Consider the following 14,275-nt stretch of genomic DNA (forward strand, 5'->3'; position numbering starts at 1 on the left):
AAGCGGCATGAAGCGGCCGACCGACAGCAGGAGCCAAGCGCTGGTCATGATCATGGCCTGCATCTGGCTCGGTGCCTGCTCGACCGTGGAGGACGCGCCGAAGGGGGAAGCCGCTTATGCCGCCATTCCGACGGCTCCTGCCGTGGGGATGGACTATCGCATATCCCCCGACGATGTCCTGCGCATCCAGGTCTATCATGAACCGGGCCTTTCGCTGGAGGACGCGCAGGTGACTGCTGCGGGCATGGTTCGCATGCCGCTGGTGGGCGATGTTTCCGTCGCCGGCCTGTCCGCCAGCGAAGCGTCGGACGTCATCGCCGGGCGGCTGGGCGAGCGCTATCTGGTTTCCCCGCAAGTGACGGTATTCGTCAAGAAGGCGGTGGGTCGCCGCATCACTGTGGATGGGGAGGTTCGCGAACCGGGCCTTTTCCCGGTGGAGGGCCGACTGGGGCTGTTGCAGGCGGTCGCGATGGCCAAGGGGCCGACGCGCCTTGCCAGCCTGGGCCAGATCGTCGTGGTCCGGCAATCGGACGGCGAGCGCAAGGCGGCGATGTTCGACATGGGGGCGATCCGCAGGGGCGAGGCGCCCGATCCTGAAATCCTGCCGGGCGACACCGTCATCGTCGGCCTCTCGCGCGCCAAGGCGATATTGGGCGGAACGCTGCTGGCGCTGCCTGCGGTCGGCGCCGGATTCGTCGTGCTGGATGGAGGACTCTGATGGCGCGGCCAGGTCTGCTGATCGACGATAGCGGCGCGTCCACTTCCATGGAGGGACGTGCAGCGCGCTTCGCCGCGGCGGCGAGCGGGGCGTGGACGGCGGTGCGGCGGCATCGCATCATCCTGTTCGTCACCATGGCGCTTTGCGTGCTGGCAGGCGTGGTCTTCATCCTGCTGTCGACGCCCGATTATCGCGCCACCGCCTCCGTCGAGGTGGAGGATGTCCCCGCCGGCGCCGCTGGGGCGGCCGCTGCGCAGCGACAGGCGACGCCGTCCGACAATGAAGCGTTGATGCAGACCGAACTGGAAGTGCTGCGCAGCCGCGCCCTGGCGGAAGATGTGGCTCGCGAACTGGCCTTGATCGGCAGCCGCACCTTCTTCGACGGCATGAACGTGCGCCGGCCGGAGCAGGGGACGGGCGCGCTCAGCCAGCGTCAGGTCGAGACCGAGACCGTTGTGGGCCTGCTGCGCGACAATCTGCATGTCGAACTGCCCGGCAAGTCGCGGGTCATCCGCATCAGCTTCACCAGCGCCGATCCGGTGCTGTCGGCGCGCGTCGCCAACAGCTATGCCGACAGCCTGATCCGCGCCGATCTGAAGCGAGGCTTCGAATCCGGTGTTCAGGCGCGGCGATTCCTGCTCGGCGAACTGGACGGAGCGCGGAAGGATCTGGAACGGGCGGAGCGCGACCTGGCGGTCTATGCCGCCAATGCGGGCGCCATGGCGCTGCCGGGATCGAGGGAGGCCGGATCGAAGGAGGCCGGATCGAAGGAGGATGACGGCGATCCGTCTCCCGAGGGCACGATCGCGACACGGCTGGCGCAACTCAACGCCTTCCGTGCGCAGGCGACCGCCGACCGCATCGCCGCGCAGAAGCGCTGGGAAAGCGCCCGCATGTCGAGTGTCGAGACGCTGCCGGAAGTGCTGAACAACGGCGCGATGCAGCAGATCATGACGGAAAGGGCGCTGGCGCGGGCGCAGGTCGTGCAGGAACGCCAGTTCCGCAAGGATGCCCACCCCGAAATGCGTGAGGCCCGCGCCCGGCTGGCCGCGCTGGACGATCAGGCGGAGGGCATGGCCAACACGATCCGCGCCTCGCTCAAGGAACAGTTCGATGTCGCCGTGCATGGCGAGAAGCAGATCCAGTCCGAAATCGCCAAGGTCGAGCGGCAGGCCCGGGCCGAACGCGGGCGCGGCGTGCAGATGAGCATATTGGAGCGGCAGGTCGACACCTATCGCCTGCTGCACGACAGCCTGCTCCAGCGTTATCGCGACATGGCATCGCAGGCAGGCTTCCAGGCCGGCCGCATCCAGCCGCTGGACCGGGCGGCGGTGCCTTCGCGGCCTTCTTCCCCCAATATCGGCGTCACCATGCTGTTCGCTTCGCTGGGTGGGCTGATCCTCGGGCTGATGGCGGTGGCGGGGCGGCATATCTTCGACGACGCCGTGACTTCCGCCGACACGCTGGCGGAGCGGGTGAACCTGCCGCTGCTCGGCGCGGTTCCGGCGGGGGAGAAGCCGGGGGCGGAGATTTTCGCGCCGATGGCTTCTTCGCTGCTTCTGGGTTCTGCGGCCGGTCTGCCGCGTTCCATACTCGTCACCAGCGCGCAGGAAGGAGAGGGGAAGTCCTCCACCCTCCATGCCCTGGCCAGGGCGCTGGCAAAACTCGACAAGCGGGTGCTGGTGATAGACGCTGATATGCGGCGGCCCAAGCAGCACAGCCTGTTCGGCATATCGCCCGCTCGTGGGATCAGCGAGTTGATGACGGGCCAGGCCAGGATGGACGACGTCATCGTGGATAGCGGCGTACCGGGCGTGGCCTTGTTGCCCTGCGGGGCGATCCCGCCCAATCCGGCGGAATTGCTGGTCACGCCTGCGATGGATTCCCTGCTGGCGACCGTTCGGGAACGCTATGACACGGTGCTGATCGATGCGCCGCCCATTCTCGGCCTGTCGGATGCCTGCCTGCTGGCGAGCAAGGCGCAGGTGACGTTGCTGGTGGTAGAATGGGGCCGCAATCATCATGGCGGCCTGCGCGTCGCCGTCGATCGCTTGCGCCGGGCGGGCGGCGCGATCATTGGCGCGATCCTCACCAAGCAGGAAGGCCGCGCCTTCGAATATGACTATCATCGCGGCGGGTGAGCCAAGTAGCGCGGCGCGACTTCGGCGGAGATTTGCTTAGCCCGCTATGCAATGGCAGCGCGTGGAGTGTTACGGCACAAAGCTGTTCATGGATTGAACGCTCTGGCTGGCAACGCCGTCAATGCATGCCGAAAGCCGGTTCAGCAAGCCGGGCCATATCCCTTGGCTTCAGGCCCGGGCAAGCAGCCCTTCCACCAGTCCTTCGAACAGCCGTCGGCCATCGGTCGCACCATGGGCCGGCTCTATCACCCGCTCCGGGTGCGGCATCATGCCCAGCACATTGCCGGCCTCGTTCAGGATAGCCGCGATGTTCCGCGCCGATCCGTTGACGCTCTCCGCATAGCGCAGCGCCACGCGGCCTTCGCCTTCCAGCCGGTCCAGCGTTTGCGCATCGGCAAAATAATTGCCGTCATGATGCGCCACCGGAAAGCTGATCGCCTCGCCAGCTTCATAGCGGCTGGTGAAGGCGCTCTGCGCATTCTCGACCGTCAGCGCCACGTCGCGGCAGACGAAATGGCCGCCCGCATTGCGCAGCAGCGCACCGGGCAACAGCCCGCTCTCCGTCAGCACCTGGAAACCGTTGCAGATGCCCAGCACATAGGCCCCGCGATCCGCCGCCTTCGCCACTGCCTGCATCACCGGCGAACGTGCCGCCATCGCGCCGGAACGCAGATAGTCGCCATAGGAAAAGCCGCCCGGCACGCCGATCAGGTCGAGATCGTCGGGCAGTTCCGTGTCGCGGTGCCAGATCATGGCAGGCCTTGTACCGGTCGCCGTCTCGAACGCCACGGCGAGGTCGCGGTCGCAATTGCTGCCGGGAAAGACGATGACAGCGCTCTTCATGGCTCAGGCCTTTTCGATGCGGTAGTTTTCGATCACCGTGTTCGCCAGCAGCTTGCGGCACATAGCGTCGATGTCCTCGTCGCTGGTGCCGTCGGCCAGGTCCAGTTCGATCAGCTTGCCCGCGCGCACATCATTGACGCCGCCGAAGCCAAGGCCTTCCAGCGCGTGATGGATCGCCTTGCCCTGCGGGTCGAGGACACCGCCCTTGAGGGTGACGAAGATGCGGGCTTTCATGAGTGTGGAACTCCGTAAAACAGGCTTTCGCGCACCCCCGGGGCATTCTGCCTGCAGAATGCGCAAGCCGTGAAAACCGGAGGGCTGGCGATCGTTTGAATCGTCCAGCCCTCTAGTCCCGGAGCGCCCGGCAAGCAAGGCATTATGCTTTTGTTAGCGGCCATGGCGTTATCCATCCCGCAGAGGGAAGGATTTTCGCATGGCCGGTCTTGCTTTGGCGATGTTCGTGGGGCTTTTCGCCTTCGGTCAGCAGGTCATGGGCTATGACGATCCCCATGGCCGGGTTCAGCTGGCGCTTCTGGCGACCTTCACCTTCGGCGTCCTGATCGGCTATCGCGCGCATAGTTGACGCGCAGGCGCCAAACGCCGCAAAAAAGATGCTCCCCCAACGAGCCGCCTTGCTTTAGGCGGAGCGCCATGAATCCGGATTATCTCTATTATGCCTGCGCCATAAGCGCGGTTATCCTGTCGGGCCTTGCCAAAGGCGGATTTGCCGGGGTTGGCGCGCTGGCCATGCCGATCCTCGCCCTGGGCGTCGATCCCGTGCGGGGAGCGGCGATCATGCTGCCCATTCTGATCCTGCAGGATGTGGTCGGCGTCTGGTCGTTCCGGCATAGCTGGGACCGGCATGTCCTTAAGGTCATGCTGCCCGGCATGGCGGCCGGCGTAGGGCTGGGCTATTTTTTCGCGGCCCGCGTGTCCGAAATCGCGGTGATGGGCGTGCTGGGCCTGATTTCGACATTGTTCGGCCTGCATCGGCTCTGGATCGAGCGGGGCGGCGCGATCGTGTTGCCGTCGACCTCGCCCTCATGGGTGGGCGTGCTGCTCGGCGTGGCGAGCGGCTTCACCAGCCAGATCGCGCATGCCGGGGCGCCGCCCTTCCAGATGTGGGTTCTGCCCAAGCGCCTGTCGCGCGACGTTCTGGTGGGGACGACCGCAATCGCCTTTGCGGTGACGAACTGGATGAAGGTGCCGGCCTATGCCGCCCTGGGGCAGTTCACCAGGGCGAACCTGCTGGCGACGGCGATGCTGATCCCGCTTGCCGTCGTGTCGACCATGGCGGGTGTGGCGTTGGTGCGGCGCTTCGATCCCGCCCGTTTCTACACGCTGATCTATGTGCTGATGGTGTTGCTGGGGATCAAGCTGATGGCGGACGCGCTGCTCGCCTGAGCCGCGCGTCCGGGTTCCCATCAGTCCTTGCCGCGCTTCTTGCGATGGGTGTCGAGGTCGAGGACGGTGGTATCCACGCCCTCCGGCATCAGGCCCAGGCGCCGGGCGACTTCCTGATAGGCCTCGACTTCACCGCCCAGGTCGCGGCGGAAACGGTCCTTGTCCAGCTTCTCGCCGGTCGCCATGTCCCAGAGGCGGCAACCGTCGGGGCTGATCTCGTCCGCCAGGATGATGCGGCTATAGTCGCCGTCCCACAGGCGACCGAATTCCAGCTTGAAGTCGATCAGGCGAATGCCGATGCCCGCGAACAGGCCGCACATGAAGTCGTTGATGCGGATCGCCATGTCGGCAATGTCGTGCATTTCGTCCTGGCTGGCCCATCCGAAGCAGGCGATATGCTCTTCGGACACCAGCGGGTCGCCCAGCGCGTCGTCCTTGTAGCAATATTCGATGAGCGTGCGGGGAAGCTGCGTTCCCTCCTCGATCCCCAGCTTCTTGCTGAGCGAACCCGCGGCGACGTTGCGCACGACCACCTCGATCGGCACGATTTCCACCTGACGGACGAGTTGTTCGCGCATGTTGAGGCGGCGGATGAAGTGGGTAGGAACGCCGATCTGGCCGAGCAGAGTGAAGATATGCTCGGAAATCCGGTTGTTGAGCACGCCCTTGCCCGAAATCGTGCCCTTCTTCTGGGCATTGAAGGCGGTCGCGTCATCCTTGAAATATTGGATGATCGTACCCGGCTCGGGGCCTTCATAAAGGATCTTTGCCTTGCCTTCGTAGATCTGGCGGCGACGGGCCATATGCGGTTCCTGTCTTCCCAATAAAGAATGTGCCCCGGCAAACGCGAATCGGGAAGGATCAGCGGGTGCCGGGGCTGCTTGGGCTGGCCCTTAGACCAAAAGGGGCGGGGGTGCAAATGGGCGAGTTCGGGCGAGGGAGCCCGCTACAGCACGTCGCCGAACATGAACCAGATCAGCGCCAGCCAGGCCAGAAGGCCGACCACGCCCAATATGACGCCCGATCTGGCGCGAATGGCGGCCAGGGCGCCCCCCGCTTCTTCCTCATCATCCATCGGCCCGACTGTAGCGGCGCTGGCGGGAAAGTTAAGCCGGTTGCGCCTCCTGTTTCACCTCGCCATTGCGTTGGACCGCCATCAGCCGCTCCGTGAAGCGCTGCCGCCACCAGCTTATGTCCTGCTTTTCGACACTGTCCATCATGGCGCGCCATCGCCGCTTGCGCTCGTCCAGCGGCATGGAGAGCGCGCGGGTGATGGCGTCGGACATCTCTTCCGGACTGTAGGGATTGATCAGCAGCGCGTCCTTGAGTTGCTGGGCGGCGCCGGCGAAGCGCGACAGGATGAGGACGCCGGGATCGTCCGGATTCTGCGCGGCGACATATTCCTTGGCGACCAGGTTCATGCCGTCGCGCAGCGGCGTGACGAGCCCGATCTTGGCCGCGCGGTAGATGCCGGCCAGCTTGTCGCGCGGATAGCCCTGATTGACGTAGCGGATCGGGGTCCAGTCCACATCGCTATATTCCCCGTTGATGCGGCCGGCGAGCGCATCCAGGGTTGCGCGGATCTGCTGGTAGCTCTCCACCTCGCCGCGGGAAGGCGGGGCGATCTGCGTCAGGACGACGTTGCGATGCTGTTCGCTATGATCCTTCAGGAAGCGGGCGTAGCCGTTGAACCGTTCTTCCAGTCCCTTGCTATAGTCCAGACGGTCGACGCCCACGATCATCGCGCGATCCTGCAGCGACCGGCGGACCTTTTCATACATGTCCTTGGCCGCATCGCTGACGGCGGCGCTGGCATATTCCTGCGCGTTGATGCCGATGGGGCAGGCGATCGCCTGAATCGTCCGCTTGCCCAGCGTCACGAAATCGCCGTCCACCGAACCGCCCATTTCGCGTTCGACATAATGGCGGAAGGATTCCAGCCATTCCTCGGTATGGAACCCCACGACATCATAGGCGAAAAGCGCCTGCACCAGCTTGCTGTGGTGGGGCAGCGACACAAGCAGCCGGGTCGGCGGCCATGGGATGTGCAGGAAGAAGCCCATGCGATTGTCATGGCCCCGGTCGCGCAGCATCCGGCCGAGCGGGATCATGTGGTAATCCTGGACCCAGATGATGTCTTCCGGTTCGATCAGCGGGCTGGTCGTGTCCGCGAAGCGTTGGTTGACGCGGTTATACCCGCCTTCGAAATCGCGCGCATATTCGGCCAGGTCTATCCGGAAGTGGAACAGCGGCCAGAGGGTCTTGTTGGCATAGCCATTATAATATTCGTCGACATCCTGCTCCTCCAGGTCGATGGTTGCCGTCTTGACCCCTTCATCCTCCGAAAAGCCGATCTGCCCGGTGAAATTCTCCGTGATCTCGCCGGACCAGCCGACCCAGATGCCGCGGCTTTCGCGCAGCGCCTGGGAAAGCGCGACTGCCAGACCGCCCTGGTTGCCGTTCTTGGTCGGGCGGCTGACCCGGTTCGAAATGACTATCAGGCGGCTCATGCCAAGCGCCTCCATGCCAAGCGCTTCATCGCATCACGCTCCACGGTTTGCTCAAGAGCACGGCGCAATTGATGATGCCGACCAATGAGTAGGTTTGGGGATAGTTCCCCCACAATTCCCCGGTGACGGGATCGATGTCTTCGGAAAGCAGGCCGGCGGCGGTGCGGCGGGACAGCATCTCCTCGAACAGGGCGCGCGCCTCCTCGCTGCGGCCGGTCCGATGCAGGGCCTCTATCAGCCAGAAGGTGCAGACGTTGAAGGCGGTGACGGGCTCCCCGAAATCGTCCGGCGCGCTGTAGCGCAGCATGTCGTTGCCCCGGCGCAGGTCCTTTTCCAGCGCCTTCAGCGTTCCGATGAACATGGGATTGTCCGCCGTCAGGAAGCGCAGGTCGATCAGCTGGAGCAGGGAGGCGTCCCTCGCATCGTCCTCGAAATTGGCGGAGATGGCGTTGCTGTCCGTCCGCCAGGCCGACTGGAGGATGCGGGCCTTCATGATTTCCGCCCGCTCGCGCCAATGGACTTCGCGGTCCGGCAGCCCAAGGGCGGCTGCCGCATGGGCGAGGCGGTCGCACGCCGCCCAGCACATCACCGCGCTGTAGCTGTGGACATGGGCGCGGGTGCGCAGTTCCCACAGGCCGGCATCGGGCTTGTCATAGACCTGCCAGGCGCGCTCGCCCACGGCCTCCAGCGCTTCGAAGTCCGACAGCCCCGCCATGCGCAGCAGGCGCTGGTCGATGAAGCCCTGCACGGAGGAGAGGACGATCTGCCCATAGGCGTCGTGCTGTACCTGGGAATAGGCGGCATTGCCGACGCGCACCGGCCCCATGCCGCGATAGCCGGGCAGGTTCTGCGCCTCCCGCTCCTCCAGCGTGGCGTTGCCGCGCACGTCGTAGAGCGGCTGGATATGGCCGCCCCGCGCGCCGTCGACGATGTTGCGGAGATAGACGAGATAGCTTTCCAGAACGTCCAGCGCGCCCAGCCGGTTCAGCGCCTCCACCGTATAATAGGCGTCCCTGATCCAGCAGTAGCGATAGTCCCAGTTGCGGCCGCTGTCGGCATGTTCGGGGATGCTGGTGGTCAGCGCGGCGACGATGGCGCCGGTCTCCTCATGCTGGCAGAGCTTGAGCGTGATGGCGGAGCGGATCACCGCCTCCTGCCACTCGGCCGGAATGGCCAGGCTTCGCACCCAGATCTGCCATTCGTGGATCGTGTCGTCCAGCATCCGTTCCACCGCGGGGCGGAGGGCGTCCGAAAAGCTCTCATCCGGCCCCAGGAAGAAATGCATGTCATGTTCCAGCCGGAACCAGCTTTCCTGGGAAATCAGGCCGATGGGCGCATTGGTGGACATGCGCATCGCCATGTAGGACAGCACCAGCCGGATATGGTTGGAGCCATAGCTGATCGGCACCTTTTCCGAATGCCAGGAGGTGGTGGGGCGCAGCCTGACGCGGATGCGCGGGCTGCCCGATACGGGCCGAACGACGCGGGCGAACGCGACGGGGCGGTACATCCGCCCCTGATGCTTGTGGCGCGGGCAGAAATCGTAAAGCTCTATCGCATTGCCCTGCGCGTCGGTCTGGCGCGTCACCAGCACAGGCGTGTTGCGGATATAATGCTGCTCGATCCGGGCGCAGTTCTCCAGCTCTATGGCCCAGAAGCCCCGCGAATCCGGTTGGTCCCAGGCGGCATCGTCCAGCAGTGCCGAGAATACCGGATCACCGTCGACGCGGGGGACGCAGGCCCATATCATCCGCCCGGCCCGGTCGATCAGCGCCGATGCCTGGCAATTGCCGATGGGCCACAGGTCGAGCGTGCGCTCATCCCCGCCCGGAAGGTCGTTTTTCTGCGTTTCTATCGGTCCGTCCCCCTTGTTCGTGCACGACAGGGGCGCCGGACCATCGGATCAGTCGGTGCCAGCGACCCCCTGGGCAAGATAATGCCTGACGGCGGCAACCTGTTCCAAAGAGAATGCGGCGAGCGTCGCCCTGGGCACGCCGACGAGAATGCCGGAGCCGCCCAGATCGCGTGCGACGGCAAAGCCCTCCTCATCGGTGACGTCGTCCCCGATGAACAGCGGCGTGCCGCCGGCCATGGGTGCGCGGCGCATCAGTGTGCGGACGGCGCTGCCCTTGTCGGCGCCGCCGGGACGCAGTTCGTAGAGCATCTTGCCCGGCTGGAGCGCGAGGTCGAGCCGATCCGCCAGGCTGGCGGCCAGATCGCCTGCTTCCCGGCCCCATTGCGGGGCGCCGCGGAAATGAAGGCCGACGCTGATCGTCTTGCGTTCGACGAGGACGCCGGCCTTTCCGGCCGCGAAGGTCTGGAAGGCGGCTTCCGCCTCATTGACCGCGGGGAGGCGGGCAGGCGCTTCTACGGGGCGGCCGGGTTCCGCCAGTTCCAGCCCATGGGTGCCGGCGAGCAGGAACTGCCCGAAGCCGAAATCGCGCAGCGTCGCGACGGATCGGCCGCTGACGATGGCAAGCCGCCCATCCAGCCGGTCGCGCAGACGGCCGAGGAGGGCGAGCAGATCGTCATCGACCTCCACGCCGTCGGGCGTGTCGGCTATCGGGGCCAGCGTTCCGTCGAAGTCGAGGAACAGCGCTGCCCCTGTCAGCAGCCGGGGCGGCGGAGGGGGAAGATCGGGAACAGGGGAAAGGCGGGAATCGGACACGCGCGCAAGTTGGCGTGTGGCGCGGATTGTGCAACCCCCGTCGCACCATGTTCGCGATTTTCGAGGGGCTTCATCGCCGTTCCTCGATCCAGGGGGCAGACCAGGCGATGCGGTGGAGCGCGCAGAAGGCCTGCATGATGGCGGCGATCAGGCCGGGGCGATTCCGGGCGGCTTCGTGGCCGTTGGGGGATAGCCGGGCGTCCTTGGACAAGTGCATGGCAAGGCTCCTTTTCCATGAATGATCCGGAGAATGGATTTCGTTTCGTGGGAATTCCTATCGCTCTTTTCCGGTGGGGCGGCCAACAAAAGGATGGACGCGAATCATAAGGCTGGCTTATCCATGGCGAATGAGCCAGCTGCCGCCCCTATCCGCCGTCCGCGTGTTCGAGGCCGCCGCGCGGCTGGAGAATTTCACGGTTGCGGCGCAGGAGCTGGGGATGACCCAGGCGGCCGTCAGTTATCAGGTGAAATTGCTGGAGGAGCGGCTGGGCATCAGCCTGTTCCAGAGGGCGGGGCGGAAAGTGGCGCTGACCGACAAGGGGCGGGAGATCGCCACGATCCTGTCCCGCGCCTTCGACCAGATGCGGGAAGGGTTCGCCGCGCTGACGCAGGACCATTCGACGATCCTGACGATCAGTTGCACCAACAGTTTCGCGCATCTGTGGCTGGCCCAGCGCATCGGCACGTTCCAGATGCGCCAGCCGGGGCTGGCCGTGCGGATCGACGCGACCGACCGGGTGGTGGACTTCGCCCGCGACGGCGTGGACGTGGCGGTGCGGGGCGGGCGGGGCGATTGGCCAGGGCTGGAGGCGAAGCTGCTGACCCACAACCGGCTGGCGCCGCTGTGCAGCCCGTCATGGCTGGCGGCGAACGGGCCGATCGCCGATGCGCGGGCGCTGCACGCCATGCCGCGCCTGTCGCCGGACGACATGTGGTGGCATGAATGGTTCGCCGCCATGGGGGTGGAAGCGGACGGCAAGGGGCTGCCGCCCGCGATCGCGCTCGATTCCCAGGTGATGGAGGGGCGCGCCGCCATGGCGGGGCAGGGCGTGGCCATCGTCAATCCCTTCCTGTGGAAGACCGAGGTGGAGGCCGGGTTGCTGGTGGAGGCCCTGCCATCCTATGTCCGGGAACGGGCGAGCTATTGGGTGGTCTATCCGCCCCATGCCCGCAACACCGCCAAGGTGAAGGCCTTTCGCGACTGGATCGGCGCGGAGTTCGCGCGGGAGATCGCGGCGGACCCGGAGGCGCGGTTTTTGCCGCGGTGATAGGAGTTGATGTCGCGTGTTCCTGCGGAGGCGGGAAACCAGTTCTGCCCTAGGTCGCGTGGGTGAATTCGGAATGTCGGGAAATGGCCGATTCAAGACCTTCCCCTCCCGTAAACGGGAGGGGTTAGGGGTGGGCCCGAGCGTAGCGAGCTTCTGACTTAGCCGTTGCAAAACAGCGCAGATGCCGCGCCAGCCCACCCCCTAACCCCCTCCCGCCTGCGGGAGGGGGAATGTCCGCTTTCTACCCGGATCACTCAGTCCGGGGGGTCTTGCATTTGTTCATGCTGCCTGGCGTGAAAGGGGCGACAGCTGAACTGGGTTCTCATGAGCCACTTGTCTCATTCGAGTGCCTTCGCAGGAGCAGGAGGGGATTAAACCCCGTTTCCGTTTTGTCGCGGCGCTGCTATTCCCCGTTGCGATGACCGAATTTCGCGACCCGTTCGACGCTATCAAGGATCACCCGTTCGACGATGCGCTGTCCCAGCGCTACCTCGTCTATGCGCTCTCCACCATCACGGCGCGGTCGTTGCCGGATTTGCGCGACGGGCTGAAGCCGGTGCACCGGCGGCTGCTCTGGGCGATGCGGCTGCTGAGGATGGAGCCGGGCGGGGCTTCGCCCGACGTGCTGGTCGCCAATCCGGCGCGCAACACCACGCCGTACAAGAAATGCGCTCGCGTCGTCGGCGACGTCATCGGCAAATATCACCCCCATGGCGATGCGTCGGTCTATGACGCCATGGTGCGTCTGGCGCAGGATTTCTCGCTGCGCACGCCGCTGGTCGACGGGCAGGGCAATTTCGGCAATATCGACGGCGATAATGCGGCGGCGATGCGCTATACCGAGGCGCGGCTGACGCAGGCCGCCGCCGACCTGATGGCCGGGCTGGACGAAGGCACCGTCGAATTCCGCCCGACCTACAATGGCGAGGATCAGGAGCCGGAGGTGTTTCCCGGCCTGTTCCCCAATCTGCTGGCCAACGGCGCCACCGGCATCGCGGTCGGCATGGCGACCAGCATCCCGCCGCATAATGTCGCCGAACTGATCGATGCGGCCAGCCTGCTGATCGACAATCCGGACGCCGAGCATGCCGAGCTGATGCGGATCGTGCGCGGTCCGGACTTTCCGACCGGCGGCGTGCTGGTGGACAGCGCTTCCATCATTTCAGAGGCTTATGCGACGGGGCGGGGATCGTTTCGAACCCGCGCCCGCTGGCACAAGGAGGATGGCGGGCGGGGCACATGGGTCGCGGTGGTGACGCAAATCCCCTTCCAGGTGCAGAAGTCCAAGCTGATCGAGCAGATCGCGGCGCTGATCAACGACAGGAAGCTGCCGATCCTGGCCGATGTGCGCGACGAGAGCGACACCGAGATCCGCATCGTCATCGAACCCCGCGCCCGCACCGTCGACCCGGACGTGCTGATGGACAGCCTGTTCCGGCTGACCGATCTGGAAAACCGCTTCCCGCTGAACCTGAACGTGCTGGACGCGACGCGCACGCCAAGGGTGCTGGGGCTGAAGACGGTCCTCGTCGAATGGCTGAAGCACCAGATCGACGTGCTGGTGAAGCGCGCCCAGCACCGGCTGGACAAGATCGCGGCGCGGCTGGAGCTGCTGGACGGCTATATCATCGCCTATCTGAACCTTGACCGGGTGATCGAGATCATCCGGACCGAGGATGAGCCGAAAGAGGTGATGATGGCCGAGTTCGGCCTGAACGACCGGCAGGCCGAGGCGATCCTGAACATGCGGCTGCGGTCCCTGCGCAAGCTGGAGGAGATGGAGCTGCGGCGCGAGCATTCGGAACTGCTGAAGGAACGCGACGAGCTGACAAAGCTGGTGGAAAGCCCGGCGCGGCAGCGGACGCGGCTGAAGAAGGACCTGGCGGACCTTCGCAAGCGCTATTCGCCCGAGAGCGATTTCGGCCGGCGGCGCACGCTGGTCGAGGAGGCGGCGCCGGCGCGGGAAATCCCGCTGGAGGCGATGATCGAGAAAGAGCCGATCACCGTGATCCTGTCCGAGCGCGGCTGGATCAGGGCGATGAGCGGGCATCGCGACCTTGCTTCGGCGGACACGCTGAAATTCAAGGAAGGCGACGGTCCGATGATCGCCTTCCACGCGCAGACCACCGACAAGCTGCTGCTGGCGACGGAGACCGGGCGCGTCTTCACGCTGGGCGCGGACAAGCTGCCCGGCGGGCGCGGCTTTGGCGATCCGGTCCGGTCGCTGGTCGACATGGACGGCACCGGCAATATCGTCGCCCTGCTGCCTGCGCGGGCGGGTGGCGAACTGCTGCTTGCATCCTCGGACGGGCGCGGCTTCGTGGCGGCGGTGGCGGATGTGATCGCCGAAACGCGCAAGGGCAAGCAGGTCGTCAATGTGCGGACCGGCGCGAAGCTGAGCGTCGTGCATCCCATCGCGCCGGAGGCGGACAGCGTCGCCGTGATGGGCGAAAACCGCAAGCTGCTGGTCTTCTCGCTCACTGAAATGCCGCGCATGGCGCGCGGTCAGGGCGTGCAGATGCAGCGCTATCGCGACGGCGGGCTGTCCGATGCCATCGCCTTCCGCCTGTCCGACGGGCTGAGCTGGGCCATGGGTGGAGGAACGGGGCGGGTGCGCACGGAAGCCGACATGACGCCATGGCGCGTCGCCAGGGGCGCGGCCGGGCGCATGCCGCCCACGGGCTTCCCGCGCGATAACCGGTTCTGAGAAGCTGATTTTTTCG

At 65.6% G+C, this 14,275-nt stretch carries 14 protein-coding genes; 6 read left to right on the plus strand and 8 right to left on the minus strand.

Going from position 1 to position 14,275, the window contains the following annotated elements; translation table 11 throughout:
* The first annotated feature begins 7 nt into the window (after positions 1 to 7).
* Together TZ53_RS16410 and TZ53_RS16415 are read left to right on the plus strand one after the other, a co-directional pair.
* Entirely contained in the window at positions 8 to 718 is a 711-nt protein-coding gene (locus TZ53_RS16410) for a polysaccharide biosynthesis/export family protein (RefSeq protein ID WP_044661976.1), read from the plus strand.
* Positions 718 to 2,859 (plus strand): GumC family protein, encoded by a 2,142-nt coding sequence (locus TZ53_RS16415; protein WP_044661977.1) that lies wholly within the window; start codon positions 718 to 720, stop codon positions 2,857 to 2,859. The genes TZ53_RS16410 and TZ53_RS16415 overlap by 1 nt, the downstream gene beginning before the upstream one ends.
* Before the next feature lie 168 nt (positions 2,860 to 3,027).
* Here TZ53_RS16415 and purQ read toward each other — a convergent pair whose 3' ends face one another.
* The gene (purQ, locus tag TZ53_RS16420; protein ID WP_044661978.1) at positions 3,028 to 3,702 is read right to left on the minus strand and encodes a phosphoribosylformylglycinamidine synthase subunit PurQ; all 675 of its coding nucleotides are present in this window, start codon (positions 3,700 to 3,702) and stop codon (positions 3,028 to 3,030) included.
* A 3-nt stretch (positions 3,703 to 3,705) separates the two neighbouring features.
* Entirely contained in the window at positions 3,706 to 3,936 is a 231-nt protein-coding gene (purS, locus tag TZ53_RS16425) for a phosphoribosylformylglycinamidine synthase subunit PurS (RefSeq protein ID WP_007682101.1), read from the minus strand.
* A gap of 199 nt (positions 3,937 to 4,135) precedes the next feature.
* Between purS and TZ53_RS27200 the strand changes: the two genes are divergently transcribed.
* On the plus strand, positions 4,136 to 4,285 hold the full coding sequence (locus tag TZ53_RS27200; RefSeq protein WP_165363364.1) for a hypothetical protein: 150 nt from the start codon (positions 4,136 to 4,138) through the stop codon (positions 4,283 to 4,285).
* A 68-nt stretch (positions 4,286 to 4,353) separates the two neighbouring features.
* Entirely contained in the window at positions 4,354 to 5,106 is a 753-nt protein-coding gene (locus tag TZ53_RS16430) for a sulfite exporter TauE/SafE family protein (RefSeq protein WP_025551065.1), read from the plus strand.
* 20 nt (positions 5,107 to 5,126) lie between these two features.
* On the opposite strand, the gene purC is transcribed toward TZ53_RS16430, so the two are convergent.
* The 6 genes from purC to TZ53_RS27205 form a co-directional block, all read right to left on the minus strand.
* The gene (gene purC, locus TZ53_RS16435; protein ID WP_025551063.1) at positions 5,127 to 5,909 is read right to left on the minus strand and encodes a phosphoribosylaminoimidazolesuccinocarboxamide synthase; all 783 of its coding nucleotides are present in this window, start codon (positions 5,907 to 5,909) and stop codon (positions 5,127 to 5,129) included.
* A gap of 143 nt (positions 5,910 to 6,052) precedes the next feature.
* The gene (locus TZ53_RS27790) at positions 6,053 to 6,181 is read right to left on the minus strand and encodes a hypothetical protein (protein WP_262857224.1); all 129 of its coding nucleotides are present in this window, start codon (positions 6,179 to 6,181) and stop codon (positions 6,053 to 6,055) included.
* Between the two features lie 31 nt (positions 6,182 to 6,212).
* Positions 6,213 to 7,616 carry an alpha,alpha-trehalose-phosphate synthase (UDP-forming) gene (gene otsA / locus TZ53_RS16440; RefSeq protein WP_082166324.1) on the minus strand — a complete coding sequence of 468 codons (1,404 nt, stop codon included), beginning with the start codon at positions 7,614 to 7,616 and terminating at the stop codon, positions 6,213 to 6,215.
* A gap of 25 nt (positions 7,617 to 7,641) precedes the next feature.
* The gene (locus TZ53_RS16445) at positions 7,642 to 9,366 is read right to left on the minus strand and encodes a glycoside hydrolase family 15 protein (RefSeq protein ID WP_044661980.1); all 1,725 of its coding nucleotides are present in this window, start codon (positions 9,364 to 9,366) and stop codon (positions 7,642 to 7,644) included.
* 153 nt (positions 9,367 to 9,519) lie between these two features.
* Positions 9,520 to 10,284 (minus strand): trehalose-phosphatase, encoded by a 765-nt coding sequence (otsB, locus tag TZ53_RS16450; protein ID WP_044661981.1) that lies wholly within the window; start codon positions 10,282 to 10,284, stop codon positions 9,520 to 9,522.
* 70 nt (positions 10,285 to 10,354) lie between these two features.
* Positions 10,355 to 10,501: a hypothetical protein gene (locus TZ53_RS27205; RefSeq protein WP_165363363.1), complete on the minus strand. Its 147-nt coding sequence runs from the start codon at positions 10,499 to 10,501 to the stop codon at positions 10,355 to 10,357.
* Between the two features lie 130 nt (positions 10,502 to 10,631).
* Between TZ53_RS27205 and TZ53_RS16455 the strand changes: the two genes are divergently transcribed.
* Both TZ53_RS16455 and parC read left to right on the plus strand, forming a co-directional pair.
* A complete protein-coding gene (locus TZ53_RS16455) occupies positions 10,632 to 11,552 on the plus strand; it encodes a LysR substrate-binding domain-containing protein (RefSeq protein ID WP_025551056.1) in 921 nt (306 codons plus the stop codon).
* Positions 11,553 to 11,970: 418 nt separating this feature from the next.
* Positions 11,971 to 14,259 carry a DNA topoisomerase IV subunit A gene (gene parC / locus TZ53_RS16460; RefSeq protein WP_044663107.1) on the plus strand — a complete coding sequence of 763 codons (2,289 nt, stop codon included), beginning with the start codon at positions 11,971 to 11,973 and terminating at the stop codon, positions 14,257 to 14,259.
* Positions 14,260 to 14,275 lie beyond the last annotated feature (16 nt).

The sequence above is a fragment of the Sphingobium sp. YBL2 genome, from assembly GCF_000943805.1.
In the GTDB taxonomy this organism is placed as follows: Bacteria; Pseudomonadota; Alphaproteobacteria; order Sphingomonadales; family Sphingomonadaceae; genus Sphingobium; species Sphingobium fuliginis.